The 25,773-nt window shown below is 73.2% G+C and carries 25 protein-coding genes, 2 tRNA genes and 1 pseudogene; 15 read left to right on the top strand and 13 right to left on the bottom strand.

The features are described 5' to 3' along the window. The first annotated feature begins 11 nt into the window (after positions 1 to 11). From BLS95_RS31270 to BLS95_RS31245, 6 genes are all read left to right on the top strand, one after another. On the top strand, positions 12 to 611 hold the full coding sequence (locus BLS95_RS31270; protein WP_090939437.1) for a TetR/AcrR family transcriptional regulator: 600 nt from the start codon (positions 12 to 14) through the stop codon (positions 609 to 611). A 63-nt stretch (positions 612 to 674) separates the two neighbouring features. Then, positions 675 to 1,220 carry a TIGR03086 family metal-binding protein gene (locus BLS95_RS31265; RefSeq protein ID WP_143043935.1) on the top strand — a complete coding sequence of 182 codons (546 nt, stop codon included), beginning with the start codon at positions 675 to 677 and terminating at the stop codon, positions 1,218 to 1,220. Between the two features lie 160 nt (positions 1,221 to 1,380). Further along, positions 1,381 to 2,241, top strand: a complete 861-nt coding sequence (locus BLS95_RS31260; RefSeq protein ID WP_090939431.1) for an SDR family oxidoreductase — start codon at positions 1,381 to 1,383, stop codon at positions 2,239 to 2,241. A gap of 215 nt (positions 2,242 to 2,456) precedes the next feature. Continuing rightward, on the top strand, positions 2,457 to 2,795 hold the full coding sequence (locus tag BLS95_RS31255) for an STAS domain-containing protein (RefSeq protein WP_090939428.1): 339 nt from the start codon (positions 2,457 to 2,459) through the stop codon (positions 2,793 to 2,795). Between the two features lie 100 nt (positions 2,796 to 2,895). Further along, a complete protein-coding gene (locus BLS95_RS31250) occupies positions 2,896 to 4,941 on the top strand; it encodes a SpoIIE family protein phosphatase (protein WP_176993464.1) in 2,046 nt (681 codons plus the stop codon). A 71-nt stretch (positions 4,942 to 5,012) separates the two neighbouring features. Then, entirely contained in the window at positions 5,013 to 5,786 is a 774-nt protein-coding gene (locus BLS95_RS31245; RefSeq protein WP_090939423.1) for a GNAT family N-acetyltransferase, read from the top strand. Positions 5,787 to 5,830: 44 nt separating this feature from the next. Here BLS95_RS31245 and BLS95_RS31240 read toward each other — a convergent pair whose 3' ends face one another. Both BLS95_RS31240 and BLS95_RS31235 read right to left on the bottom strand, forming a co-directional pair. Then, complete coding sequence (locus BLS95_RS31240) at positions 5,831 to 7,207, bottom strand: sensor histidine kinase (protein WP_090939420.1); 1,377 nt, start codon at positions 7,205 to 7,207, stop codon at positions 5,831 to 5,833. 293 nt (positions 7,208 to 7,500) lie between these two features. Next, positions 7,501 to 8,391, bottom strand: coding sequence for an alpha/beta fold hydrolase (locus tag BLS95_RS31235; RefSeq protein ID WP_090939417.1), 891 nt, complete (start codon positions 8,389 to 8,391; stop codon positions 7,501 to 7,503). Between the two features lie 87 nt (positions 8,392 to 8,478). Between BLS95_RS31235 and BLS95_RS31230 the strand changes: the two genes are divergently transcribed. Together BLS95_RS31230 and BLS95_RS31225 are read left to right on the top strand one after the other, a co-directional pair. Beyond that, complete coding sequence (locus BLS95_RS31230; protein WP_090939414.1) at positions 8,479 to 10,425, top strand: AfsR/SARP family transcriptional regulator; 1,947 nt, start codon at positions 8,479 to 8,481, stop codon at positions 10,423 to 10,425. Positions 10,426 to 10,609: 184 nt separating this feature from the next. Beyond that, positions 10,610 to 10,972, top strand: coding sequence for an STAS domain-containing protein (locus tag BLS95_RS31225; protein WP_143043934.1), 363 nt, complete (start codon positions 10,610 to 10,612; stop codon positions 10,970 to 10,972). 24 nt (positions 10,973 to 10,996) lie between these two features. Here BLS95_RS31225 and BLS95_RS31220 read toward each other — a convergent pair. From BLS95_RS31220 to BLS95_RS31210, 3 genes are all read right to left on the bottom strand, one after another. Further along, a tRNA-Pro gene (locus tag BLS95_RS31220) sits at positions 10,997 to 11,068 on the bottom strand. A 9-nt stretch (positions 11,069 to 11,077) separates the two neighbouring features. Beyond that, a tRNA-OTHER gene (locus BLS95_RS31215) sits at positions 11,078 to 11,148 on the bottom strand. Positions 11,149 to 11,195: 47 nt separating this feature from the next. Beyond that, positions 11,196 to 12,596, bottom strand: coding sequence for a hypothetical protein (locus tag BLS95_RS31210; protein WP_090939407.1), 1,401 nt, complete (start codon positions 12,594 to 12,596; stop codon positions 11,196 to 11,198). 133 nt (positions 12,597 to 12,729) lie between these two features. Between BLS95_RS31210 and BLS95_RS31205 the strand changes: the two genes are divergently transcribed. From BLS95_RS31205 to BLS95_RS58205, 3 genes and pseudogenes are all read left to right on the top strand, one after another. Further along, positions 12,730 to 13,077 carry a YciI family protein gene (locus BLS95_RS31205; protein ID WP_090939404.1) on the top strand — a complete coding sequence of 116 codons (348 nt, stop codon included), beginning with the start codon at positions 12,730 to 12,732 and terminating at the stop codon, positions 13,075 to 13,077. Positions 13,078 to 13,412: 335 nt separating this feature from the next. Beyond that, positions 13,413 to 14,201 (top strand): annotated as a pseudogene (locus BLS95_RS58210) (ABC transporter ATP-binding protein); the annotation flags it as partial. Between the two features lie 129 nt (positions 14,202 to 14,330). Next, positions 14,331 to 14,750: an ABC transporter permease gene (locus BLS95_RS58205; protein ID WP_281250051.1), complete on the top strand. Its 420-nt coding sequence runs from the start codon at positions 14,331 to 14,333 to the stop codon at positions 14,748 to 14,750. Positions 14,751 to 14,799: 49 nt separating this feature from the next. On the opposite strand, the gene BLS95_RS31190 is transcribed toward BLS95_RS58205, so the two are convergent. Further along, positions 14,800 to 15,372 carry a TetR/AcrR family transcriptional regulator gene (locus BLS95_RS31190; protein WP_090939399.1) on the bottom strand — a complete coding sequence of 191 codons (573 nt, stop codon included), beginning with the start codon at positions 15,370 to 15,372 and terminating at the stop codon, positions 14,800 to 14,802. Positions 15,373 to 15,542: 170 nt separating this feature from the next. Here BLS95_RS31190 and BLS95_RS31185 point away from each other — a divergent pair, with 170 nt between their 5' ends. Beyond that, positions 15,543 to 16,859: an amidohydrolase family protein gene (locus BLS95_RS31185; protein ID WP_143043933.1), complete on the top strand. Its 1,317-nt coding sequence runs from the start codon at positions 15,543 to 15,545 to the stop codon at positions 16,857 to 16,859. A 166-nt stretch (positions 16,860 to 17,025) separates the two neighbouring features. Here BLS95_RS31185 and BLS95_RS31180 read toward each other — a convergent pair whose 3' ends face one another. Together BLS95_RS31180 and BLS95_RS31175 are read right to left on the bottom strand one after the other, a co-directional pair. Next, positions 17,026 to 17,487, bottom strand: coding sequence for a carboxymuconolactone decarboxylase family protein (locus BLS95_RS31180; protein ID WP_090939394.1), 462 nt, complete (start codon positions 17,485 to 17,487; stop codon positions 17,026 to 17,028). A gap of 106 nt (positions 17,488 to 17,593) precedes the next feature. Further along, positions 17,594 to 17,947 carry a DoxX family protein gene (locus tag BLS95_RS31175; RefSeq protein WP_090939391.1) on the bottom strand — a complete coding sequence of 118 codons (354 nt, stop codon included), beginning with the start codon at positions 17,945 to 17,947 and terminating at the stop codon, positions 17,594 to 17,596. A gap of 92 nt (positions 17,948 to 18,039) precedes the next feature. Here BLS95_RS31175 and BLS95_RS31170 point away from each other — a divergent pair, with 92 nt between their 5' ends. Further along, positions 18,040 to 18,936 (top strand): LysR family transcriptional regulator, encoded by an 897-nt coding sequence (locus BLS95_RS31170; RefSeq protein ID WP_090939389.1) that lies wholly within the window; start codon positions 18,040 to 18,042, stop codon positions 18,934 to 18,936. 31 nt (positions 18,937 to 18,967) lie between these two features. On the opposite strand, the gene BLS95_RS31165 is transcribed toward BLS95_RS31170, so the two are convergent. The 3 genes from BLS95_RS31165 to BLS95_RS31155 are packed head-to-tail and all read right to left on the bottom strand — an operon-like array spanning position 18,968 to position 21,621. Beyond that, positions 18,968 to 19,807, bottom strand: a complete 840-nt coding sequence (locus tag BLS95_RS31165) for a helix-turn-helix domain-containing protein (RefSeq protein WP_090939386.1) — start codon at positions 19,805 to 19,807, stop codon at positions 18,968 to 18,970. Positions 19,808 to 19,863: 56 nt separating this feature from the next. After that, positions 19,864 to 20,778 carry a HAMP domain-containing protein gene (locus BLS95_RS31160; protein WP_143043932.1) on the bottom strand — a complete coding sequence of 305 codons (915 nt, stop codon included), beginning with the start codon at positions 20,776 to 20,778 and terminating at the stop codon, positions 19,864 to 19,866. A gap of 42 nt (positions 20,779 to 20,820) precedes the next feature. Further along, the gene (locus tag BLS95_RS31155; RefSeq protein ID WP_090939380.1) at positions 20,821 to 21,621 is read right to left on the bottom strand and encodes a helix-turn-helix transcriptional regulator; all 801 of its coding nucleotides are present in this window, start codon (positions 21,619 to 21,621) and stop codon (positions 20,821 to 20,823) included. Positions 21,622 to 21,804: 183 nt separating this feature from the next. Here BLS95_RS31155 and BLS95_RS31150 point away from each other — a divergent pair, with 183 nt between their 5' ends. Further along, positions 21,805 to 22,254, top strand: coding sequence for a MarR family winged helix-turn-helix transcriptional regulator (locus BLS95_RS31150; RefSeq protein ID WP_090939377.1), 450 nt, complete (start codon positions 21,805 to 21,807; stop codon positions 22,252 to 22,254). After that, positions 22,251 to 23,708 (top strand): MFS transporter, encoded by a 1,458-nt coding sequence (locus BLS95_RS31145; protein WP_218136067.1) that lies wholly within the window; start codon positions 22,251 to 22,253, stop codon positions 23,706 to 23,708. The genes BLS95_RS31150 and BLS95_RS31145 overlap by 4 nt, the downstream gene beginning before the upstream one ends. A 16-nt stretch (positions 23,709 to 23,724) precedes the next feature. Here the strand turns inward: BLS95_RS31145 and BLS95_RS31140 are convergent, their stop codons facing one another. Further along, positions 23,725 to 25,053, bottom strand: a complete 1,329-nt coding sequence (locus tag BLS95_RS31140; RefSeq protein WP_090939375.1) for a sensor histidine kinase — start codon at positions 25,051 to 25,053, stop codon at positions 23,725 to 23,727. Continuing rightward, positions 25,050 to 25,721 carry a response regulator transcription factor gene (locus BLS95_RS31135; RefSeq protein ID WP_090939372.1) on the bottom strand — a complete coding sequence of 224 codons (672 nt, stop codon included), beginning with the start codon at positions 25,719 to 25,721 and terminating at the stop codon, positions 25,050 to 25,052. The genes BLS95_RS31140 and BLS95_RS31135 overlap by 4 nt, the downstream gene beginning before the upstream one ends. Positions 25,722 to 25,773: the final 52 nt, after the last annotated feature.

Raw genomic sequence — 25,773 nt, 5'->3', positions numbered from 1 at the left:
GCGGAGGGCGGATGCCGAAGCAGGTCGATCACGAGCAGCGGCGCAACCAGATCAGCGAGGCGCTGTGGCGGATCGCCGCCGAGCGCGGGCTGGAGGCCGTCAGCATGCGGGAGGTCGCGGCCGCGGCGGGCGTGTCGATCGGGCTGGTGCAGCACTACTTCGCGAGCAAGGACGAGCTGGTCGTGCACGCCACGAGCCACCTGCGCCGGCGGCTCGACGAGCGGATCCGGCGCGGCGTGGCCGCGGTGCCGGAGCCGGTGACGCCACCGGCCGCGCTGCGCGCCCTGCTGACGGCCCTGCTGCCGGCCGACCCGGAGAGCCGGGCGGAGACGCTGGTGGGCATCGCGGTGTTCATCCGGGCGCTCAACGACCCGGCCCTGGCCGACCGCTACCGCCAGGGCCGCGCCCAGCTCACGGCGGCGGTGGCCGACCTGCTGGGCCGGGCGGCCCCGGCGGCGGGGGAATCTAGCGGCGAAGAGGCCGAGCTGGCCGCGGACACGCTGCTCGCCCTGGTCGACGGCCTGGCCTCCGACCTGCTGCTCGGCCACCTCTCCCCCGAACGGGCCCAGCGCATCCTCGACCGCCAGCTCACCAACGCTCTGGGGCGATGATCCCCCACCCTGACCGCGCGGCGGCGCTCGCGCAGTGATCGCGGCACTGGCAGGGTGTCGGTCATGGAAGAGATGCTGACCATGCTCCGGACCACGGCCGACCGCACGTCCGACCTCGTCAAGAGCGTGCGCGACGACGAGCTCGCCCTCGCCACCCCCTGCCGTGAATACGACGTCAAGGCGCTGATCAACCATCTGGAGTGGGCCGCGTCCCAGTTCGAGTCCGTCTCCGGCGACGGTGAGTTCCTCCCGCCGAAGGAGTACACCGGCGACTTCCCCGACCGGGTCGAGCGGATGATGGCCGCCTGGGAACGCCCGGAGTCCTGGGTGGGCACCAGCAAGGCCATGGGCGGCATGCCCAAGCCCCTGCTCGCCCACATGGCGCTGACCGACCTGGCCGCGCACGGCTGGGACCTGTCGCGGGCCCTCGGCAGGCCGTACGCGGTGGAGGAGACGACGGCGGCCACGCTGCTGGACTTCGCCGCCCGGATGGCCCCGACAGGCCGACAGCGCGGCGCGTTCGGCGAGGAGGTGAAGGTGGCCGACGACGCCCCCGCGTTCGACCGGTTCCTCGGGCTCATCGGCCGGGACCCGGCCTGGAAACCGTGACGCCCACCGCCCTGTCCGGCTGATCGCCCGGGTTGTGACCCTCACCGGTCCCTCCGGGCGATCACGTGACCGGGCGCCGCCCGAACCCGGACTGCTCCTGAGCGGGGGCACTGTGCTACCGTTCGAGTGAGTCAGCCAACTAACTAATAAGGAGATCGACATGATCGTTGTAACGGGTGCCACCGGGAACGTGGGGCGGACGCTGGTGCGGTCGCTGGCCGAGGCGGGCGAGCCGGTGACGGCCGTGTCGCGGAAGATCACCGAATCCGACGTGCCGCGGGGAGTGCGGGCCGTCGCCGCCGACCTGGCCGACCCGGCGAGCCTGCGGCCCGCCCTGGACGGCGCCACCGCCCTGTTCCTGCTGATCTCGGGGAACCTCATGTCAGCCGTCGGCGACGTCGCCGGCGTCGTGAGTGAGCTCCTCAAGGACGCACAGGCCGGCGGAGTGGCACGGGTCGTGCTGCTGTCCTCCCAGGGAGTCGCGACCCGCCCCGACTCCTCCTCCCACGGCAGCATGGGTGGCTCCCTCGAGGACGCGGTCCGGCGGTCGGGCCTGGACTGGACGATCCTGCGGCCCGGCGGCTTCGACACCAACGCCTACGCCTGGGCCGAGTCGATCCGTGCCCGGCGGACCGTGGCGGCCCCGTTCGGCGACGTCGGCCTGCCGTTCATCGATCCGGCCGACATCGCCGAGGTCGCCGCCGCGACCCTGCGCGAGAGCGGGCACACGGGGCAGGTCTACGAGCTGACCGGGCCCGCCCTCGTCACGCCCCGGCAGCGGGCCCAGGCGATCGGAGAGGCGCTCGGGGAGCCGATCCGGTTCGTCGAGCAGACCCGCGAGGAGGCTCGCGCGCAGATGTCGCAGTTCATGCCGGAGCCCGTGGTGGAGACCACCCTGGCCATCATCGGCGAGCCCACCCCCGCCGAGCTGCGGATCAGCCCCGACGTGGCGAAGGTGCTCGGCCGCGCGCCGCGTACCTTCGCCGACTGGGCCCGGCGCCACGTCGCCGCCTTCCGCTAGAGGCGGCGGGGCCTTCTTCGGGGGTGCCCGCCGCCCGGCCGCCGGTGGGCCGGGGCGGTGCCCGGTGGGGACAATGGAAACCGTCACCGGTCCGGGAGAGTTCGGTGTCTGCCAGGACCTCTAACGGTAAAATGGTGATGTGATGTGGGGGTTCCTCCGCTCAGGCGGGGATTTGTACCCGACGCCCATCGCCAATCAGCCCGGAAGGCAAGCTCATGGTCCGGCTCCAGCTGCACGTCAGCGACGGTCCAGGCCGCTGCGACATCCTCCGCCTGGAGGGCGAACTCGACCTCAGCACCGAGGTCACCCTCGGGGACGCCTGTGCCGACCTGCTGCAACGTCACCACTCCAAGATCATCATTGATGCCAGCGGGCTGGAGTTCTGCGACTGCAGCGGGCTGACCGCCCTGATCCACGCCCAGCGCGAGGCCGAACGCCAGGGCGGTTACCTGCGCCTGGTCGGCGTGCACGGCCAGCTGGCCCGGCTGCTCACGATGGCCGGGCTCGTCGACAGTTTCCCGCCGTACGCCGACCTGCGGCAGGCCTGCGGCTGACCGCCCGCGGGGCCGTCCCCGTCCGGAGCGGGTGATGTCCCCGCAGGTCAGGGGGCGGACAGGGCTTCGGGCGGCCTCGGCGGTATGGTTGACTGTGCAGATGCCTCTCACCACGGCGGGTGGCGGGGCGGAAGAGACACATGCGGCGATCGCCGTGATCGACGACACGGGCACCGTGATCGGGTGGAGCCGAGCCGCGGAAGATCTTCTCGGATACCGTGCCGCCGACGTCATCGGCCGCTCCGGCGCGGCACTCCTGACCACGCACGACCGCGCGGCGCGGATCGCGGCCTGGGCCCACCGGTTCGGCGACCAGGAGCACTGGTCCGGCCTCACCTCGGTCCTCCACCGTGACGGCCGCGCGATCCTGACACAGCTGGAGGGCTCCCGGCTGCGCATCCGCGACGGCACCACCTCCTGGCTGCTCGCGGCGACGCCGTTCCGCGGGGGCGTGGCAGCGATCTCGGCGCTGGAGCCGCTCATCCGCCGCTCCCCCGTGGCCGTGGGCGTCTGGGACGCCGACCTGCGCTGCGTCTGGCTGAACGAGATGGCCCAGCGCCTGCGACGAGTGTTCCCCCACTACCAGGTCGGCCGTTCCCTGGCCGAGCTCCTGCCGGGGCCCGAGGCCGAGCTCGCGGTGGGGGCGATGCGGGCGGTGCTCGCCGACGGCATCCCCCTCATCGACCGCGAGTCCCGCTGGACCACGGCGGACGGGCGATCGGAGCGTACGCTGACGACCTCGCTGTTCCGCCTCGAAGGCCGTGACGGGCAGGCGCTGGGCGTGTGCTCGCTGGCCATGGACATCACCGACAGCCCGGCACGCGAGCGCCTGGCCCTGCTGCGCCAGGTCAGCACCCGGGTCGGCACCACCCTCGATGTCAGTCAGACCGCGCAGGAGCTGGCGGACCTGGCCGTGCCGGTCCTCGGCGACTACGTCACGGTCGATCTGAACGAATCGGTGCTGCCGAACAGCGAGGTCCCGTCGCGGCCGCCCGTGACGGAGGCGGGCATCCCCGTGTTCCGCCGCGCGGGCGCGGCCTCGATCCACCCGGGCATCCCCGAATCCCCCTGGGCCCGGGGAGAGGTCATCTACGTGCCTCCGACCTCGCCCTTCACCCGGGTGCTGGCCTCGGGCAGGTCCCATTTCGAGCCCGTGCTGGACGCCTCCCCCGGCACCTGGGTGGACTACGATCCCCAGCGGGCCAGGACCATCCGCGATGCCGGCATCCACACGCTGATCATCGTTCCGCTCCGGGCCCGGGGCGACATCCTGGGCGTCACCGTGTTCATCCGTACCGAGAACCCCACGCCGTTCACCCTGGACGACCTCGATCTGGCCGAGGAGTTCGTCGCGCGGGCGGCGCTGAGCCTGGACAACGCGCTCCGCTACACCCGTGAGCGCACCGCCGCGCTCGCGCTGCAGCGCAACCTGCTGCCGCGCCGCCTGACCGGCGGTGACGCCGTCGAGGTGGCCTCCCGCTATCTCCCCGCCGGCACCCACGAGGGAGTGGGCGGCGACTGGTACGACGCGATCCCGCTGCGTGACGGCCGGCTCGCCCTGGTCGTCGGGGACGTGACCGGGCACGGCATCAACGCCGCCGCCACGATGGGCCGCCTGCGCACCGCCGTACGCACTCTCACCAACCTGGGCCTGCCGCCCGCCGAGCTGCTCGCCGACCTCGACAACGTCGTGGCGCGCATGAGCGAGCAGGAGGCGGACACCGAGGGCATCGCCCTGGACGCCATGGGAGCCACCTGCCTGTACGCGCTCTACGACCCGGTCACCCGGCACTGCGTCCTGGCCACGGCAGGCCACCCGCCGCCCGCGCTCGTCGCCCCGGGCGGCGGGGTCACCTTTCCCCGTCTGCCCCCCGGCACGCCGATCGGCCTGGGCGCGGGCACCTACGAGTCCCTGGACCTGGAGCTCGCCGCGGGCACCCTGATCGCCCTCTACACCGACGGCCTGATCGAGACCCGCGAGGCGGATCTGGAGGCGGGCATGGACCGCCTCGCCGCCGCCCTGTCCCCGGTCTCGCTGCCGCTGGACGACCTCTGCGACAGCGTGATCGAGGCCATGGTGGCGGACTCCTCCGAGGACGACGTCGCCCTCCTCCTGGCCCGCACCCGCGCGCTGCCGGAGCGCTGAGCCGCCCGTAGGGTGTGTCGGGCAAAAGGGTAGATGGAGGACAAGTGGTTCGAGCCGCGACAGCCGATGACATGCCTGCCGTGCGGCGGGTCGCGACGAGGTTCGGCCTGCTGGCCGGATGGTCCGGGACGCCCGACTTCCTGGACGCCGAACGTTCTTTCGGCACGCTCCTCCTCGCCCCGGACGACGCCGGTGGAGCCGCGGGCTTCGGCGGCACGCTGCGCCGGGGTCCCGTCACCCACCTGGGGGATCTGTTCGTGCTGCCCGAGCATCAGTCCTCCGGGGTGGGCCGGACGCTGCTCGCGGAGCTGCTGGGCAGGAACGGGCCGAAGGTGACGTTCGCCTCCTCCGACCCGCGGGCCGTCGCCCTCTACGTCCGGCACGGCCTGCGTCCCTGGACCCCGCTGCTCTACCTGACCGGGCCAGCCGCGGGTCCGGCCGCGCCGGTGGCGCGGCCGGCCCCGGCGCGGGACGTCGCGGCGCTGGACGCCCTGGCCTCCGGAGGTGCCCGGCCCACCGCCCTGGCCTGGTACGCCGCCCTGCCGGGCGTCACCCTGTACGCGACCGGCCACGGTTACGCCGCTGCCCGCCGTACCGGCCACGACGTCGTCATCGGCCCGGCCGGCGGGACCACCCCGCAGGACTGCGCGGACGCGGTCCTCGGCGCCCTCGCCGCCACGCGGGCGCGCACCGCCCGGATCGCGGTCCCCGGCCCGCATCCCCTCGTGCCGGCGCTGCTCGGCGCCGGGTGGCGCATCGGGGACCTGGACACGGTGATGGCGGACGACGCGGCCCTCGCGCTGATCCAGCCGGACCGCTACGTCCCCCATCCGGACCTCGGCTGAACCCCCGCTGCCGGGGCGGGCCGCCGTCCCCTGAGCCGTCCTGGCTAGGCGCCGGTGCTGTGGGGCTGGCCGTTCTGGGCGGTCCGGCAGAGGGGCAGGCGCAGCACGAAGCGGGCACCCCGTTCGCTGTCCTCGATGGTCAGGGTGCCCTCGTGGGCCCTGGCGATCTCCCTGGCGATCGCCAGCCCCAGCCCGGTCCCGCCCGCGTCCCGGCTGCGCGCGGCGTCCAGCCGAGTGAAGCGGTCGAAGACCAGCTCCCGGTGCTCGGCGGCGATCCCCTCACCGTCGTCGGCGACCTCCATGATCACCGACGTGTCGTCCGCCCGGACGCTGACGACGATCTGCGAGTTGGCGTGGCGTTCGGCGTTGTCGAGCAGGTTGACCAGCACCCGGGTGATCCGCATCCGGTCGCAGTCGATGCAGACGGGCCCCGGCAGGTCCTTGATGATCTTCTTCTGGTACGTCCGGCGGTCGAGCTCGGCTTCCACCATCGAGGACAGATCGGTCGGAGTGCGGTGGATAGGGGCGTGCGCGTCCAGCCGCGCCAGCGTGAGCAGGTCTGCCGCGACGGCCTGGAGCCGGTCCACCCCGGCCAGTACCGCCCGGGTCATCCCTGGCCAGTCGGTGTCGCGCTGGTGCAGCAGCGCCTCCTCCAGCTGGGTCCGCATGGCGGTGATGGGGGTACGCAGGTCGTGCGAGGCGTCCGCGGTGAACCGCCGCAGCCGGGCGTAGGCGCCCTCCAGGCGGTCCAGGGTGTCGTTGACGGTTTCCGCCAGGGCCTTCATCTCCGCGTACTTGGTGGGGACCGGCACCCGCCGGTCCAGGTCGGTGGCGGTGATCTCGGCGAGCTCGGCCCGGATGGCGTTCACCGGGGCCAGCGCCTTGGTCAGGTCACGGAACACCCACGCGGCCATCAGCGCGGTCACCAGCAACGACACCCCGACGGCCAGCAGGACCGCGGTGGTCTGCCCGTACCAGGGGACCACCGGGACCGCCACGTAGAGCAGCCAGGCCCCCTGCGGCTGGTAGACCTTGTAGGAGACGACGGTCATGCAGCCGGTCAGCCCGGGCGGCGGGCACAACACGCGGGCGGCGCTCACGCTCCCGCGCGGCGCGCTGAAGGCGGCGATCGGCGGCCTGCCGACCAGCTCCGGGGTGGCCGCGACCACCCGGCGCTTCGTGTCCACGACCTCGATCCCCTCGACCCTGCCCTTGCGCAGGGTCGAAGGGAGCGGCCCCTCCCGGATGAGGGGCACGACCCGGTTCCAGGCCTCGGTGACCCGGGACTGGGCGGCGTCCGCCGCCTGGTTGCCGGTGTACATCAGGAAGAGCACGCTGACAACCGCGCACACCAGTGCCGCGACGACGCCCGTCGCCACCGTCCTGCGCGCCCGGAACGACGGCAGATACCAGCTCAGCATTCCACCACCCAGAGGTCAGGTACGCACTAGCTGCGACGACGTGCCACGTATGTCGCGGTCAAGGCCGTGGTCGTCGGCGCTGACGCCTGCCGGCCTCGCGACCTCCTCCCGCCGCAGGCCAGGCGTCCTGCGGCGCCCTGGGGCCTCCAGCAGCCCGGCCCGGGCAGGAGTGGTCACCTCGCGCCATGCGCGAAGCGACTCTCCGAGCAAGCTGTCGTTACCCATATCTGAAAGATATGTCCGTTTAATCCTATTTGAGTAGGTGTGTCACTGTCAGTCTGTTTCCTTTAGTTTTACGGAGCGTCCATCGCCGGGGTACGGGCGAGCAGGTCCCGTAGCGCCCGGGCGATGTCCGCGGGCGCCTCCTCGGCCATGAAGTGACCGTACGTGACGGTGTCGTGCCGCAGGTCGGGCGCCCATCCCCGCCACAGCGCCGCCGCGTCGTAGCCGAGGGCGGCACCCCAGTCCTGCTGCAGGACGGTGACCGGCATCCGCAGCCGGTTGCCTGCCGCCCGGTCGGCCCGGTCGTCCTCGGCGTCCACGCCCGCGGAGGCGCGGTAGTCGGCGACGATCGAGGGGATCGCCCGGCGGCAGGCGTCCAGGTAGGCGGCGCGGACGTCGGGCGGGAGCGCCCGCGGGTCGCCCGCCCACAGGTCGAGGAAGTGCCCGAAGAACAGGTCCGGGGCGGCGGCGATCAGCTTCTCCGGCAGGCCGGGCGGCTGGGCCATCAGGTACAGGTGGAAGCCGACGGCGGCGCCGGCGCCGCTCATCACGTCCCACATGTCCACGGTGGGCAGCACGTCCAGGCAGGCCAGGTGGGTGATCGTGGCCGGGTGGTCGAGCGCGGCGCGGAAGGCCACCAGGGCGCCGCGGTCGTGCCCGGCCAGCGCGAACCGCTCATGGCCCAGCGCCCTGGCCAGGGCCACCACGTCGGCGGCCATGGTGCGCTTGGGGTAGACGGGGGCGGCGGGTTTGTCGCTGGCGCCATATCCGCGCAGGTCCGGGCAGATCACCGTGTGGTCGGCCGCCAGGTCGGCGGCGACGTGCCGCCACATGAGGTGGGTCTGGGGAAAGCCGTGCAGGAGCACGATCGGGCTGCCCGAGCCCGCGACGGCCACGTTGAGTGACACGCCGTCGGCGACGGGGACGCGCCGGTAGTCGAAGCCGGTGATGACAGGCGCCATGGTTCAGGCTCCTTCCGTGAGGTGAACGGGTCGGCTCCAGCCTGGTGGGCCCGGATGAGCATCCGATGAGCGCGCTACCGTCGAGGGGTGCGGGTGGAGTTCGGGGTGCTGGGGCCGGTCGTGGCCTGGGACGACGCCGGGGAGGCGATCGAGCTGAAAGGGCCGCGGCACCGCGCGGTGCTGGCCCGGCTGATCATCGCCAGGCGGCGCGTCGTCCCGGTCTCCCGGCTGGTCGGCGAGCTGTGGGAGGATCCGCCGCCGGGCGCGGTGGGCGCGGTGCGTACGTTCGTGGCCGCGCTGCGGCGCGCGCTGGAGCCGGCCCGGCCGCCCAGGGCCGCGCCCCGGCTGCTGGTCACCGAGGGCCCCGGATACGCGCTGCGCGCCGCGCCGGACACGGTGGACGCCTGGCGCTTCGAGGAGGCGCTGGCCGCCACGCTCCCGCCCGACCGGGCGCTGCCCCGGCTGGCGCAGGCCCTGGGCTGGTGGCGCGGCCCGGCCTACGCCGAGTTCGCCGGCCAGGACTGGGCCGACGCCGAGCGTGCCCGCCTGGCCGAGCTGCGCCTGCACGCCGTGGAGCGGATGGCCGAGACCCGGCTGGCCCTGGGGCTGGCCGCCGAGGCGGTGCCGGACCTCGACGCGCACGTGGCCGAGCACCCGTGGCGGGAGGACGCCTGGCGGCTGCTGGCCCTGGCGCTCTATCGTACCGGCCGTCAGAGCGAGGCCCTGGCGGTGCTGCGCCGGGCACGAACGCTGCTGGCCGAGCAGCTGGGGCTGGACCCGGGACCGGCCCTGCGCCGGCTGGAGTCCGACATCCTGCACCACTCCCCCGGCCTCGACGACCCGGCCGGGCAGGTGTGGGCGCGGGTGGCCGCCGCCTACGACCGCAGCGTGCCTGTGGGCGCCCGGGCGCGGCTGGAATCGACCGTCACCCTGCTGCGCGACCTGGCCGTGACCGGCGGCAGCGGCCTGGAGGCCGCCCGCGGGCACCGCGCGGCGGCCGTCGCGGCGGCGGCGGAGCTGGGCGACCCCGAGCTGACCGCGCGCGTGATCGGCGCCTACGACGTCCCGGCGGTCTGGACCCGCTCGGACGACCCCCGGCAGGCCACGCAGGTCGTGGCGGCGGCCGAACAGACCCTGGCCGCCCTTCCGCCGGACACTCCCGCGGCGACGCGGGCCCGGCTGCTGGCCACGATCGCCCTGGAGTCGCGCGGCACCCGCTCCGCCCGCGGGCCACAGGCCGCCGCCCAGGCCGAGGAGATCGCCCGCCGGCTGGCGGATCCGGCGCTGCTGGCGTTCGCGCTCAACGGCGTCTACATGCAGAGCTTCCAGCGTGCCGGGCTGGCCGGCCGCCGGGACCAGCTCGGCGCCGAGCTGGTCGCGCTGTCGGCCCGGCACGGGCTGGCCTCGTCCGAGGTCCTCGGGCACCTCATCCGGCTCCAGGCCCGCAGCGCGCTGGCGGACTTCGCGGAGGCCGACCGGCACGCGGCCGCCGCCGATCACCTGGCCGAGCGGCACGAGCGGCCGCTGGTGGGGGTGTTCACGGAGTGGTATCGGGCGCTGCGCCTGGACGCGACCGGTGCCGCGTCGATCGGCGAGGTGACGGCCGCCTACCGGCGGGCCGCGGCCCGGCTCGACGGCGCCGGCATGCCGGGGCTGGAGCACGGCCTGCTCCCGCTCGCCCTGCTGTGCGCGCGGGTGCGGCGCGGCCTGCCCGCCGAGGAGGGCGAGGAGGATGACTGGGGACCGTACGAGCCGTGGGTGCGCCCGCTGACGCTGTTGCGCCGGGGGCGGCGGGCGCAGGCCGCCGCGGCGCTGGCCGAGGCTCCTGACCCGCCGCGTGACCTGCTGCTGGAGGCCCTGTGGTGCCTGATCGCGCAGGCCGCCGTCGGGGTCGGCGACCGGGAGGCGATGCGGCGTGCCCGGGCCGCGCTCGCGCCGGCGGCCGGGGAGCTGGCCGGGGCGGGCAGTGGCATGCTCACCGTGGGCCCGGTCGCCCGCCACCTCGCCGACCTGGCCGCCGCCCTGCCCTCCTGAGCCACGCCCACCCCGGACGACACTCCGTCCCGAGAGCCGGTCGCCCGCTGGTGCGGGACAACCGTCTGGTACGGTCGGGACGGCGAGCCGGGAAGTCTGGTCGGCGCGGAAATCGCCTGGCAGAAAGCGCAGCTGGAATGGACCGTCGCACGCTCACCGGTCGGCCCGTCCCGGGGTGGTCACCGTGAACGGTCCGGGCCCCACCAGACACGAGGACGACTTCGACATCAGGGTGCGCACCCGCGGGCACGTCGTGATCATCCAGCTGACGGGCCCGCTCACGGAGACGACGGGGAACATCCTGCGGATGTACCTGATGGGAACGCTGGCGACGCAGGCGCCGCCCGCGTTGATCGTGGACATCGGCGACGTGAGCGAGACCGGTGACTTCGGACGCGAGATCCTGCGGTCGGCCACCCGTCACGCGCGGGAGTCGGCCGGACGGCTGATCATCACCGGCGGGGCCCCGCTGCTGGGCGGCTCCCCGGCCGGTTTCGATCTCCTGCCCTCCATCGGCGACGCGCTGGCCGCCTTCGGCGGTCCGTGACCCCGCCGCCCCTCTCCCGGAGGTCCCCGCTGACCGGGCTCGAACCGGCGTCCACCCGGTCCCGAGCCGGGAGCTCTACCACTGAGCTACAACGAGGTCTCGCGCCACCGCCGACCGGGCTCGAACCGGCGTCCACCTGGAAAGAGCCAGGCGTTCTACCACTGAACTACGGCGGTGATGGCCCCCAGTCTGCCCGACCCCGGCCCGAGCCCGCCACCGCTTTTCAGGGCTGATCCCGCACGGGCAGATCGCTCACCACGACACCGGACCGCAGCCCGTGCTCGACCTCGGCAACCAGGTCCTCCTTGACCTGCCGGCCGCTGAACACCCCGGCCCGGCGCAGCACCGCCGCCCACACCGGGTCGGCGACGGTGACCCCGTGGACCAGCTCCGGCGTGGGCCGGAACACCGCCGTGGCGCGTGGCGGCGCCGGCGTGGTCCAGCCGGAGGCGGCGGGATCGAGGCCGGCGGCGCGGCAGGCGGCCTCGACGTCGGCGCGGGTGCTGGTAGCGGTGCCGTCGAGCACCTCCCACGGCGGGGGCAACGCCGCCCACACCTTGGTGTTGGGGTCGACGCCGCCGCCGGTGGCGTGGTGCCAGGCGGCCAGGTCGGCGGCCATCAGCCGCATGATCTTGCCGGGGCAGGACGCCTCCAGCAGCTCCAGGGCGCCCATCGCGGACAGGCAGGCCAGCCAGCCCGCCCGGGCCGCGTTGTAGGCGACGGCCAGGTTGTTCCAGGTGGTGGAGTCGTCGCCGCGCCGTACGGTCATGGTCTCCCGGTCGGTGTCGTGCCGCCAGCGCTCGCGCAGCATGGACGCGCTGTGCCGCAGGACCGACGACCAGCGGCCGAGCAGCGTCCCCCGCTCCTCCTCGCTCAGGCGCGCCAGCACGTCCGGGGTGGTTCGCGCCTGGGCGATCAGCCACCAGTCGGAACGGCTGGTGCACCGGTCGAGCAGCAGGGCGGCGATCTCGTCGAACGGGTTGTCCCGCCCCGCCAGGCTGAACTCCCTGCGCAGCTTGCGGCGCGCGGTGTAGTACGCCACGAAGCAGGCGGCGTCCACGTCCGCCGCGAACCGCTCCAGCGGCACCTCGGCGGCGAACCCGGTGACCCCGACGATGAGCAGGCGCCGCTTGTCCCGCTCGACGGCCAGCGTCCCGGCCTTGGCCGCGAGCCTGCGCAGCATCCGGAAACGCCGGTTGTACTGCCGCTTGGACAGGTCCATCCCGGCCGCGTCGCGGGCCTCCCTGTTGAGCCGGTCGGCCAGGAAGTCGGTACGGGACGGCACCCACTCGATCGAGCGGCCCACGGTCGCGGCGAACTCCAGCAGCGACTCGGGATCGTCCGGATCCACCTCGCCGGACTGCCCGAACATCCGTGTGGCCGCCGCCACCTGCCGGGCCCCGCCCACCGGCCGGGCGTAGTCGGACGACATCGACGAGAACCCTCCCGCGCCCCGCGAGGAGTGCCGGGCCGCGCGCTGGAGCACGACGCGCTCGCGCCGGGTCAGCCGCCCTTCCAGTGCCCGCAGCACCAGCACGGCGACGTCTTCCGGGCGGTAGCGGCGGTCCAGCGAACCGTGCAGCTCGGTCATGATCTCCCGGAGGTCCTTGCGGCCGTTGCTCATGGTCCCCATGATGGCGAGGTTGATCGCCGGATTCGACCGGATTGTCGGCCGGCAGGACGGCGCTCGGCCTCCTTGCCGGGGGACGGACGGCTCCGGCATGCTGGCTCGTCCATAGCGGAAAGGGCGGTCAACGATGAAATTCGCACTGCTGCTGTTCGACCCCGAGGACTACTGGGAGTCGGTCTCGGAGGAGGAGATGGGGACCGCGCTGGCCGAGCACGTGGCGTTCGCCGAGGAGTTGCGGAAGCGGGGCGTCGTGTTCTCGGGGGAGGCCCTGAAGCCGGCGAAGGAGGCCAGAAGCCTGCGTCCGTCCGAGGAGGGACCGGTCCCGGCCGACGAGCCGTTCGTGGCGCTGCGGCAGGAGCTGGCGGGCTTCTACCTCATCGAGTGCGCGGACCTGGACGAGGCCACCGAGATCGCCCGCCGCTGCCCGCTGGGCGCGGGCATCGAGATCCGCCCCGTCTGGGAGGCCTCCCCCTGACGGGGCGAGCAAGCCACGAACGAGCGCGCGTCGGAGTCCTCGGCCGGTGGCCGTTAAGCAACTCCCGTTGACTAACGAAATTAGTCAACTACGGTTGCTTGCATGCCGGGCGAAGCCCCAGGCGACGGCCGCGCCGCGCCGCCCGGCTCACCAGTCCGAGGACACCGCCGAGGCGCCGCTTCGCCATGCGCCCGGCCGTCCGCAAGCAGCACGCCACCCGGCACCACGCCGGCGCGGCGTCAGGTTGAGGAGGCCGAAATGAACAGGTCGGACACAGCCGGCCGGGCGCGGAGCGAACCGTGACGCCGGTCGTGGTGGACGTCGAGGGCCTGCGCATGCGTTACGGCAGGACCGACGTTCTGGACGGGGTGAGCCTCCAGGTACGGCAGGGCGAGGTGCTCGCGCTGCTCGGGCCGAACGGCGCGGGCAAGACCACCACCATCGAGATCCTCGAAGGCTTCCGCCTGGCTTCGGCGGGCCGCGCCGAGGTGCTCGGCACCGACCCCGCCCGCGGCGGCGAGGCGTGGCGGGCCAGGGTCGGCGTCGTCCTGCAGTCGTGGCGCGACCACGGCAAGTGGCGGGTGCGGGAACTGCTGGCCCACCAGGCGTCGTACTATCCGGGGCGACCCTGGGACGCCGACGAGCTCATCGCGGCGGTCGGCCTGACCGGGCACGCCGGCAAGAAGATCAGGACCCTGTCCGGCGGGCAACGCCGCCGCCTGGACGTCGCGATCGGCATCGTCGGCCGCCCGGAGGTGCTGTTCCTGGACGAGCCGACCGCGGGGTTCGACCCGCAGGCCCGGCGCGAGTTCCACGACCTGGTAGGCGGCCTGGACACCACGGTCCTGCTCACCACGCACGACCTGGACGAGGCGGAGAAGCTCGCCGACCGCATCGCCGTACTCGACCGGGGCCGGATCATCGCCGACGGCACCCCGTACGAGCCGGCCGGTCAGATCGCCGGTGCGGACCGGGTGCGCTGGAAGCGCGGCGGGCAGCGCTTCACCGAGTCCACGCCAGACTCGACCGCGTTCATCCGCGAGCTCTTCCGCCAGTACGGCGACTCCATCAGCGAGGTCGAGGTCCACCGGGCCTGCGCTGCTGATGCTCGCCGCCCTGTGGTTCATGCGCGACGCGGAGTTCGGGGCCACGGGGTTCATGCTGGGCACGCTCGCGCTGCCGAGCATCCTGGGCATGAACGTCTCCGTCGGCATGGTCTCCATGAGCCGGCGCTCAGCGGCGGCGCGTGGCCGATGCTGGCCTTGGTGGTGGTGGTCGGCATGGCGGCCACGCTGCCGCTCGGCGCGATCCTGGGCTCGGTGTTCGCCGACTCGCGTAGCCAGGGGCTGATCCAGCTGCTGATGATCGCCGTGATCGCGATCTCCGGGATCTTCTACCCGATCACGGCGCTGCCGGTGTGGGTGCAGGTGGTCGCCCAGGTGTTCCCGGTCTACTGGCTCGGCCTGGGCATGCGCTCGGCCCTGCTGCCCGGTGACGCGGTGAGCGTCGAGATCGGTGAGTCGTGGCGGCACGTGGAAATGACCGGCGTGCTGGGCGCGTGGGTGGTGTTCGGGCTGGTGGTGGCGCCGATCGTGCTGCGTGGGATGGCGCGCGGGGAGTCGGGCTCCGGCGTGGCCGCCCGGCGTGAGCGCGTCCTTCAGCGGATCGGGTGACAGCGGCCGGACCTGGCAGGGGCCCGGCCCTCCCCCGGTCCGGCCGGGGTCAGCGCAGCACCACGTCGAAGATCAGCTGGAAGAACGTGTCGAAGGGCGCGGCGGACCTGGTGGCGCGCGCTTCGATGATGGTGCCCTCCCAGGCGTTGACCACGAAGTGCGCCGTGGCCTGCGGGTCGAGGTCGGCACGGACGGCGCCGTCGCGGCGGGCCTCGGTCAGAGCCCCGGCGATGAGCTCGTACCAGGATCCCAGGCCGTCGGCGACGGCTGATCTGATCAGCTCGCTGTGGTCCACCACGTCGGTGGCGAAATTGCCGACCAGGCAGCCGCGGGTGAAGTCGCGCCCGGCGATCCCGTCCCGCAGGAACTCGAAGTGGCGGCGGATCCGCTCCAGCGGCGGCAGCGAGGTGTCGGTGAGCAGGTCGAAACGCTGCTCGGCGCCGTAACGCCGCAGTGCCGCCACGGCGCACTCCTCCTTGCTGGCGAAGTGGTTGTAGAACGACCCCTTCGGCGCTCCGGCGGCGTCGGCGATCTCCTTGATGCCGGTCCCGTGGAAACCACGGGTGTGGAACACCTCCAGCGCCGACGCCAGCAGGTCTTCTCGCTTGGACGGCTTGGGCATGCTGTCTCCCCGCAATATGACCGGACGCCTTAATTCTATCGCGCAGGACCCAGGAGGATGCGAACCGGCCGGCACGCCCGGCCACCCGGCGACGCGATCCGCGTGGTTCAGGGTGTCTTCGGCGCGTCGTACCAGGCTGGATGGCGTTCGACCGATAAGCTGGCTTTTTCGTGAAAAATCTTCATCAGTCGCTTATTTCGCAGAGCATCCCTCCGACGCGCCCCCTGGCGCTGACCGGGACCACGGTGATCGACATCGCCGGCGGCTCGCGGCACCCGGGCATGACCGTGGTCGTGGTGAACGGGCTGATAACGGCGGTGGGGCCCGATCCGGTGCCGCCCTCCGGCGCCCAGGTGATCGATGCCGCGGGCACGTTCGTCATCCCGGGCCTGTGGGACATGCACGTCCACACCTTCCAGGCGGACCGGCTGCCGTACTTCCTGCTCAACGGGGTGACGGGGATCCGGCACATGGGTGGGGCGCCCGTACACATGCAGTGGCGGCGCCGGCTCGGCGAAGGCGACCTGGTCGCGCCGCGCATGGTGATCGCCAGCCGGATCGTCGACGGGCCGCGGCCACTGCGGCCGTACTCCCTCGCGGTCGGCACCGAGGAGGAGGCCCGCGCGGCGGTACGGCAGAGCCGTGACGAGGGCGCCGACTTCGTCAAGGTCTACAATCTGCTGCCCCGGGACGCCTACTTCGCGCTGGCCCGCGAGGCACGGCGGGCGGGCATGCCGTTCGCCGGGCACGTGCCGTTCTCGGTGGGGGTGGCCGAGGCGGCGGCGGCCGGACAGCGCAGCATCGAGCACCTCGAAGGGGTCTTCCTGGCAACCTCGACCCGCGGGGCCGAGCTGGCCGCGGAGGTCGCCGCCGTGGACCACACGGACATGGCGGCGATCGGGCGGGTGTTCAACGAGGTGATCCCGGCGGCGGCCGCCTCGCACGATCCCGGTCTGGCCGCCGAGCTGTACGGGGTCTTCGCCGAGCACGGCACCTGGCACGTGCCCACCCTGGCCGTGCTCCAGGCGAGCGCGTACGCGGGCGGCGACGACTTCCCCCTGGAGGGCCACCTCCACCACATCGAACCCGACCTCCGGCACGGATGGGCATCCCACCGCCACTGGGCGGCCGACCCCGCCCGGCGGGCCGCGCAGGCGGAGTACTTCCAGCGCCGGCTCCGCGTGGTGGGCGACCTGCACCGGGCGGGCGTCGGGCTGCTGGCGGGCACCGACACGTTCGTGCCGGGGTTCAGCCTGCACGACGAGCTGGCGCTGCTGGTCCTGGCGGGCCTGACACCGGCGGCGGCGCTGCGGGCGGCCACCTTGAACCCGGCGCGGTTCCTCGATGTGGCCGACTCGTTCGGCAGTGTCGAGGAGGGCAAGGTCGCCGACCTGGTCCTCCTTGGCGGCGACCCGCTCGACGACATCGGCCAATTCGCGCGACATACGGGCGCTCGTCCTCGGAGGGAGGTTCTTCGACCGCCCTGACCTCGACGCCTTGCCACATGACACCACCCCCGAACGGGACATGTGAGCTCCGGCCGGACACGTAGGTTCCGGCCGGACACCCCACGTTCCGGCCGGACACCCGCCCTCGGAGCCCGGCGCCGGACGCCCCGTACGGCGGGGGCGCCCCGGCGCCGGGTCGGAGAGGTCAGCTCCAGGTCGCGCCGGCCGGCTGCTTGGTGGTGGCGTTGAGGCGGTTGAAGAAATTGGTCGTGGCGATCATCAGGATGATGGCCGCCAGCTGCCCCTCGTCGAAGTGGTCGGCCGCGTCGTCCCAGACGTCCTGCGGCACCGCGTCCCCGGACTTGTCGGCGATCCGGGTGGCGAACTCGGCCAGCGCCAACGCGGCCCGCTCCGCCTCGCTGAACAGCGGCGACTCCCGCCAGGCCGCCACCGAGTGCAGCCGCTCGTCGGTCTCACCGGCCTTCTTGGCGCTGACCACCCCGCCGTACACGCAGGTGCTGCAACCGTTGATCTGGCTCACGCGCAGGTGGACCAGCTCCAGCGTCTGCTGCGGGGCGCCGCCCTGGTACATCGCCTTGACGAGGGACTGAATTCCCTTCGTCGCCTCGGGCAGGATCGCCGCGGGGTTCTTCATCCGAGCTTCCATGATCTTCTCCTTCTGGAGCCGTCATCGTGCTTACACCGCCATGACGGATCGAAGAACGAGAAGGTGACCGGTGAGCTCGACGCCGGAGAGTTTCCTGGCCTGACGGTCAGGAAGCGGTCGCGGCGAGGGCCAGGGAGGCCGCGGCCAGCGCCAGGAAGCCGCCGGGGATCGGGATCTTGCCAAGTACGCGGGCGCGGACGTGGACGACGATCGCGCCGACGAAGAACAGCGCGAGCCCGGCCGCGGCGGCGACGCCGACGTACGGGACGCCCACGAGCCCGAGCAAGAGCCCGGCGGCCCCGGCGGCCTTCAACCCGCCGAGCAGCGGCAGCCACGACCGCGAAAGCCCTAACTGGTCCGAGTTCGCCAGCACGAACTTCGCCCGCGCGAAGTCGGCGGCGGCCGCCCACGCGTTGGCCGCGATCGTGATGAGGGTGACGACGAGATAGGCGGTGCTCATCTGCTGGGTCTCCGTTCGGGGCTCTCCTGACCCGTCCACCCTCGCCGTCCGCCCCGGTTGGCGTCCAATACTTGGATCTATAACCTCATGGCATGGATGTCGACACGCGGCTGCTCCGCTATTTCACCGCCGTGGCGGAGGAAGGGACCCTCACCCGGGCCGCGGAGCGGCTGTTCGTGTCGCAACCGGCACTGACCAAGCAGATCAAGCAGCTGGAGGCGCTGCTCGGGGTGCGGTTGTTCACCCGGTCGCGGGCCGGCATGACGCTCACCGAGCCGGGCCGGGCGCTGGCCGCGCGGGTGCCGGAGCTGCTGGCCGGCTGGGACCGGACGTGGCGGGAGGCCAGGAGCGCGGCCGCCCGGGAGTCCCGGGTGCTGCGCGTGGGCTTCCTGGCCAGCGCCGCCAACGAGGCCACCCAGGACATCGTCGCGGCCTTCACCCGGCGCCGGCCGGGCTGGCGGGCCGAGATGCGGCAGGCCTCGTGGGGCAACCCGACCGCCGGCCTCGCCGACGGAAGCGTCGATGTCGCCCTGCTGCGGGTGCCCTTCCCTGGGCAGCGGGAGTTGCGGGTGGAGGTGCTGTTCGCCGAGGAGCGGTGGGTGGCGCTGCCCGCGTCCCACCGGCTCGCAGAGCGGGAGCCGATCCCCTTCCGCGAGCTGTGGGACGAGCCGTTCGTGGCGGCCCCGGCCGAGTCGGGGCGGTGGCGGGACTGGTGGCTGGCGGCCGACGAGCGCGACGGCCGCCCGGTCCGCGTGGGCGCGGTCACGGACCAGCCCGACGAGTGGCTCAGCGCGATCGCCAACGGGTACGGCGTCGCCCTGGCCCCCGCCTCCGCGGCCCGCTTCTACGCCCGTCCCGGTGTCGTGTACCGGCCGGTCAGCGGGGTCAGCGACACCCGGGTCGGGGTGGCCTGGACCCCCGCCGACGACGCCGACCCGGTCGTCCAGGACTTCGTCCGGTGCTGCCTGGAGCACGCCACACCGTCCTGACCACCGGCCCGTCGGGGCCGCCGTGGACCGTCTATGTGACGGGAACGGGGGTGCGGTCGGCGATGGAGTCGGCCAGTAGCTTGACGGCCCGCTCGGTGGGGCTGTCCGGCTCGGAGGCCAGCACGACCAGCTGCTGCGAGGTGCCGCTGACGGTCAGCACCTCCCAGGTGAAGGTGAGCTCGCCGACCGTCGGGTGGCGGAGCTCCTTGACCTCGTTGTTGCGTACCTGCACCTCGTGCCGGACCCAGAAGCGGCGGAACATCTCGCTGTGCGTGGTCAGCTCCTCCACCAGCCCGTGCAGGTAAGGATCGTCCGGATCGGCCGCCTGGGCGGCACGCAGCTGCGCCGTCTTGGCGCGGGCGGCCTTCTCCCAGTCGGGGTAGAGCCCGTCCGCCCCGGGGCTGAGGTAGATCATGCGCAGGCAGTTGTCCAGGTGGCTCATGCCCTCGTACACGGCCTCGGCCAGCGGGTTGGTGGCCAGCACGTCCAGCCGCCGGCCGAGCACCAGGGCCGGGATGTGGTGCCAGCGGTTGACGAGCTGGAGCAGGCTCGGGCTGACCTGCTCCATGGCCATGACCGGGTCCTGCGGCCGGGACCAGGGATGGGCGAGCGTGTAGAGGTATTCGGTGGCGTCGGCGTCCAGGCGCAGCACCCGGGCGAGGGCCGCCAGGACCTGGGTGGAGGGGTGGCGTTCGCGCCCCTGTTCCAGCCGGATGTAGTAGGACGTACTGACTCCGGCGAGCATGGCCACCTCCTCCCGCCGCAGCCCCGGTGTGCGGCGGGAGCCGGCATGCAGGAAGCCTGCCTGCGCCGGAGTGGTGACCTCTCGGCGAGCGCGGAGAAACTCGCCGAGCAGCTTGCTGCTGTCCATTTCAACTCCATTTATAGGTAACTATCCGTTTCCCCCAGGAACGGTCGGTCCGGTGGTCATGGCACGGCGGCGGTCGCCGTGCGTCCTTTCGAGGCTTTGTACTTGCCGTTCCGCACGAGCTCGGCGCCTTCGGCGACCGGCTCCGGGCTGCTCGGCTCCGGCGCGGCACGCCGCGGGGTGCGCGGCTCCTGCGCCGCGGAGGTGGGCAGCGGGGCGCGGGGCTCCGGCGCCGCGGAGGTGGGCAGCGGGGCGCGTGGCTCCGGCGCGGTGGCGAGGCGGCGCCGCTGCCGGCTGAGGTCCTCGTCGAGGCGGGCGAGGGCACTGCCGGCGGTACGGGCCAGCTCGGCGAACTCATCGGTCCCGGACGGGACGGGGAGGCGGCGGCCCAGGTCGTTCAGGGTGATCTCGGCCAGCTGGGCGCGCAGGGCCTCGACGGGGCGCATCATCCGGCCCACGGCGGCCCAGGTGCCGGCCCCCGCGGCGGCGGCCAGCGCGAGCACCAGGCCCGCCAGCAGGTATTCGAGACGGTGCCCGCGGAGCACGGCGGGGACGGTACGGGCGGCCAGCACCACCGGAGTGGAGCCCGAGCGGACGGCCACCACGACGCGCCGGCCGTCGGACAGGCGTTTCACCGGGTCCTCGGGAGTGGGGCGGAGGCTGGTGAGCGGGGCCCCGCCCCGGGCGCCGGCGCTGGCGGCCAGGACGGAGCCGTGGTCGTCGACGATCTGCACCAGGTCGACGTCGCCGGAGGCGGGCAGCGGGTCGGGGAAGGCGGCCGACGGGACGCTCCGCGCGGCGGTGATCCACTGACCGGCCACGTCCTCGGCCTGCGCGTAGAGGTGCTCCGCCGCGACGTGGCGGACGGCGAGGCCGGCGGTGGCTCCGAGTGCGGCCAGTACGACCAGTGCCAGCAGTGACACGACCACCGTGCAGCGCCCGCGGATGGATCGGGGGCAGTTGATCACGGTCACGGTTCTCCTTTCAGGGACGACGCACATCCGGTAGTGACGGACTCAGATGGTGGTTACGGCGAGGCTGCCCAGGAGCGCGAGCGCGTGCTCGGAGGGACTGCCTGGTTCGGCCTGGAAGACGATGAGCTGATAGCCGGGCAGGCGATGCACGTCGAACACGTCGCAGATCAGGGTGACGTCGCCGATCTCGGGGTGGCGCATGCGCTTGAACCGGTGCGCGTCGGTGACCAGGTCGTGCCCGGCCCACAACCGGCGGAAGTCGCGGCTCTGCCCGGACAGCTCTCCGATCAGCGCGGCCAGTTCGGGATCGTCGGTCCCGGCCGGGACCGCGTGCAGGGAGTCGGTCGCGGCACCGGCGATGTGGTACCACTCCTGGAAGAACTCCGGCGCCGCCGGGTCCAGGAACACCAGCCTGAACAGGTTGTCGGCGTGCTCCAGCCCGTCCAGCAGCGCGGTGCCCAGGCAGTTGGCGGCCCGTACGTTCATGAGGCGGTCGCAGAGCAGGGCGGGGGTGTCCGTCCAGCCGTCGATCAGCCGCCGCAGGTGCGGGCTGACCGGCTCGCCCGCGCTGTCCTCCGGTCTGTGGCACAGCAGCAGCGGGCGGGCCAGTGCCCACATCTGCTCTTTCGCGGCGGGGTCCAGCTCCAGCACGCGGGCCAGCGAGCCGAGGACCCGTTCGGAGGGACGGTGTTCCGTCCCGTTCTCCAGGCGGGTGTAGGCGGCCGTGCTGATCCCGGCCAGCATCGCCACCTCCGCCGTCTCGGGTCCGCGGGAGAAGCGGACGGACGTCAGGGCCTCACGACGGGTGCGGAGGAAGTCACCAAGAAGCTTGCCGCTGTCCATTTCGTCACCGTACGTCGGATTTCAGATTCCAGGGTGACCGTGCGGCACCCAGGAAGCCCGAGTTTGGTTCCGCACGCCATCGGGCAACGCGCTGGAAAGGCGGCCGGTCGAGCCCCGGGATCGGCACCCCAGGCTGCACACCTCAAATTGCACAGTCTTAGCTGTCGACTTTATAGTACAAATATGGACATAACGGACGAGGTTGTCTCCGAAGCCGCCGCTCAGGCCGCACGCGACGTGTGGGTGGTGCTGAGCCGCCTGCGCCGCCGGCTCGCGGCACTGGACGGCGCGGGCGATCTGTCCCCCGCCCAGGCCTCGGTGCTGGCCCGGCTGGACAAGCACGGCCCGGCCTCGGCCAGCGAACTGGCGGTGGCCGAGCAGGTCCGGCCGCAGTCGATGGCCAAGATCGTCATCGCGCTGGAGGAGGCCGGGCTGGTGGCCCGGCATCCCGACCCCGCCGACGGCCGCCGCCAGGTGGTCACCCTGACCGGGCTGGGAGGCGAGCGGCGCCTGGGCGACCTGCGGGCCCGGCAGGCCTGGCTGGCGCGGGCCATGCAGGAGCGCGGCACGCCGGAGCAGTTGCGCGCCGTCATCACGGCGATGGAACTGCTCGACGAGGTGGCGCATACATGATGGGGGTCGCGGAACGCCTGCGCCGATCGAGGTCGGCGGGCACCGGCGGGTTCAACCGCAAGCTGATCGCGCCGATGATCCTGGGCTCCATCCTGAACCCGATCAACTCCTCGATGCTCGCGATCGCGCTGGTCCCCATCGGCAGGGCCTTCGGCGTCCCGCTCTCTCAGACGGCGTGGCTGGTGTCCGCGCTCTACCTGGCCACGGCGGTCGCGCAGCCGGTCATCGGCCGGCTGGTCGACTCCTACGGCCCGCGCCTGCTCTACCTGTCGGGCACGGCGCTGGTCGGCGTCGCCGGGCTCATGGGCGTGCTCGCCCCGAACCTCGGCGTGCTGATCCTGTCCCGGGTGCTGCTGGGGGTGGGCACCTCCGCGGCCTATCCGGCCTCCATGTACCTGCTGCGCACCGAGTCCGAGCGGACCGGCGTGTCGAGCCCGAGCGGAATCCTGGCCGGGCTGTCGATCTCCAACCAGGTCGTCGCGGTCATCGGGCCGACCCTGGGCGGCCTGCTGATCGGCGCCGGCGGCTGGCATCTGATCTTCCTGGTGAACGTGCCCCTGTCGGCGGCCTGCCTGGTGCTGGGGGCGATGCGGCTGCCGCGCCGCTCGGAGCTCGGGCAGCAGCCTGTGGCCGGGTCCGCCCGGCGGCTGGACATCCCGGGCATGGTGTTGTTCGCCGCGACGCTCGTCACGTTCATGCTGTTCCTGATGGACCTCGACGTCTCGAACTGGTGGCTGCCGGTGCTCGGGACCGCGCTGGCGGCGGGGTTCGCCTGGCGGGAGCTGAGGGCCGCCGATCCGTTCATCGACCTGCGGGTGCTGCGCGGCAACCCGCCACTGCTGGCCACCTATGCCCGCCAGTGGCTGGCGTTCACGATCTCCTACGCGTTCCTGTACGGCTTCAGCCAGTGGTTGGAGGAGGAGCGCGGCCTTAGCGCCTCCGGCGCCGGGCTGCTCCTGCTGCCGATGTCGATCTCGGCCATCGTCATCACCGCCGTCACCGGGCGCAACGCCGTGGTACGCGGCAAGCTCGTGGCCGGCGCCCTGTTGCAGATCGCCGGATGCGGCAGCCTGCTGCTGCTCGACTCCGCGACGCCGATCTGGATGCTGGCGGCCGTCGGCGCCCTGATCGGCCTCCCCCAGGGCCTCAACGGCCTGGCCAACCAGAACGCCCTCTACGCGCAGGCCGACGTGACCCGCATGGGCTCCTCCGCCGGGCTGCTGCGGACCTTCATGTATCTGGGCGCGCTGCTCGCCGCCGCCGCGAACGCCGCCTACTACAAGCACGGCGCCACCACGATCGGCCTGCACGACCTGAGCCGGCTGCTGATGGGCGTCGGCGTCGTCTTCCTGGTGGCGAGCGTGGCCGACCGGTCCCTGCGGCGCATCGGCCGCCCCCCGGAGCGCCCGGCGGCCTCCCGGGTCCGTTCGATGTTCCGGGCCGGTGGGCGATGAGCGGGTGACGGTTGGGTCAGGTGGCCGCAGGGAGGGTGAGCAGCAGGCGTACGCCCTGCTGGAGGGGCTCGGCGCGGACGGTGCCCCCGTGCGCCTCGGCGATCTGGCGGACGATGGCCAGGCCGAGGCCGGAGCCGGGCAGCGCGCGGGCCGCGTCGGCTCGGTAGAAGCGGTCGAAGACGAAGGGCAGGTCCTGCGGGGCGATGCCGGGACCCTGGTCGGTGACCGACAGGGTGCCCGGCGGGGTCACCCGCACCACCACCTCCCCGCCGGGCGGGCTCCACTTGATCGCGTTGTCGACGAGATTGGCCACGGCCCGCTCGACGGCGTCCGGGTCGGCCCGCACCAAGCACTCGGCCAGCTCGGCCCGGAGCTTCACCCGCGGAGCGCGGGCCGTGGCCCGGGCGACGGCGTGCCCGGCGAGCAGGTCGAGGCGCACGTCCTCGGTGTGGATCTGGCTGTCCCCGTGCCTGGCCAGCTCGACCAGGTCGTTGACCAGGGCGCGCAGCTCGCCGGCCTGGACGCGGGCCTCGTGCACCAGGGCCGGGGCCTGCGGATCGGCGGTGCCGCGGCCCTCCTCCAGCAGCTCCAGGTTGGTGATGAGGCTGGTGAGCGGGGTGCGCAGTTCGTGGGAGGCGTCGGCGACCAGGCGGCGCTGGGCCAGCAGCGACTCCTGCAGCGCGCCGGTCATCGTGGTGAACGAGCGGGCCAGCCGGGCCACCTCGTCCCGGCCGCCGGTGTCGAGACCGCCGGCGGTGAGCGTACGGGTGGCGGTGATCCGCTCCACCGCCGCGGTGAGGTGGCCGATGGGGCTCAGCACCCGCCCGGCGGCCAGCCGGGCCCCGGCTCCGGCGATCGCCGCGCCGCCCAAGGTGAGGACCGCCAGCAGCAGGCCCAGCCGCCCGAGCGTCGCCGCGTCCCGGTCGAGCGGGAACGCGGCGCGCACGAGACCGGTCTCGACCTGGGCCAGCTGGGCGGTGTAGATGCGATAGCGCACGCCGGCGTGGGTGGCCTCCTGGAAGTACGCGACGTCGGCGCCGTGCGCGACATCGACGTCCCGGCTGGTCAGCGGGACGAAATCGGGGGTGGCGCCGGCCACGACGGGGGGCGGGACGAGCTGCAGCAGGGTGTTGCCCACCTCGACCGGGCTGGTGGGCAGGGGCGCCCCGTCGATCTTGAACGACTGCAGCATCCGGGGCACCTGCCCGGCGGCCAGTACCAGCTCCCCGTCGTGCTGGCCGGCGAGCCCGGCGGCGGCCGCCGGGTAGAGCACCAGCGAGGCCGCCAGCAGCGCCGCCGCCACCACCGCCGCGCCCGCCAGCCCGACCCGGGTACGCAGCTTCACGGCTCCTCCCGCAGCACGTATCCCAGGCCGCGAACCGTCTGGATCAGCCGTGGCTCGCCGCCCGCCTCCAGCTTGGCCCGCAGGTAGCTGATGTAGACCCACAGCGCGTTGGAGGACGGGCCGAAGTCGTACCCCCAGACGGCGTCGAAGATCAGGCCGCGGCTCAGCACCCGGTTCGGGTTGCGCAGGAACACCTTCAGCAGCGTGTACTCGGTCCTGGTCAGGTCGAGCACCCGGGAACCGCGCCTGGCCCGGCAGGCCACGGTGTCCAGCTCCAGGTCGGCGTAGGCGAGGACCTCCTGGTCCAGGCCGCTGCGCCGCAGCAGCGCGCGCAGCCGCGCCCGCAGCTCCTCCAGCGCGAACGGCTTGACCAGGTAGTCGTCGGCGCCCGCGTCGAGGCCCGCGACCCGGTCGGCGACCAGGTCGCGGGCGGTGAGCATGAGGATCGGGGTACGGTCTCCCCCGGCCCGCAGCCGTCGGCACACCTCCAGGCCGTCGAGCCCGGGCATCATGATGTCCAGCACCACCGCATCCTGCCTGCCGCCGCCCGCGGACGCGAGCGCGCGCAGGCCGTCGGCGGCGGTGCTGACCTGGTAACCCTCGCGGGTGAGCGCGTGCGTCAGGGAGCGCCGGACGGCCTCGTCATCGTCGGCCACAAGGACGTGCATGCGCCCACTCTCTCCTCTTCACACCCGTTCCGCCCAGTCTCGGCCCCGGTCG

Origin of the sequence: Nonomuraea jiangxiensis (genome assembly GCF_900099965.1) — a bacterium.
Taxonomy (GTDB): domain Bacteria; phylum Actinomycetota; class Actinomycetes; order Streptosporangiales; family Streptosporangiaceae; genus Nonomuraea; species Nonomuraea jiangxiensis.
The sequence above is the reverse complement of the archived record's forward strand: the minus strand, read 5'-3'. Positions and strand labels throughout refer to the sequence as shown.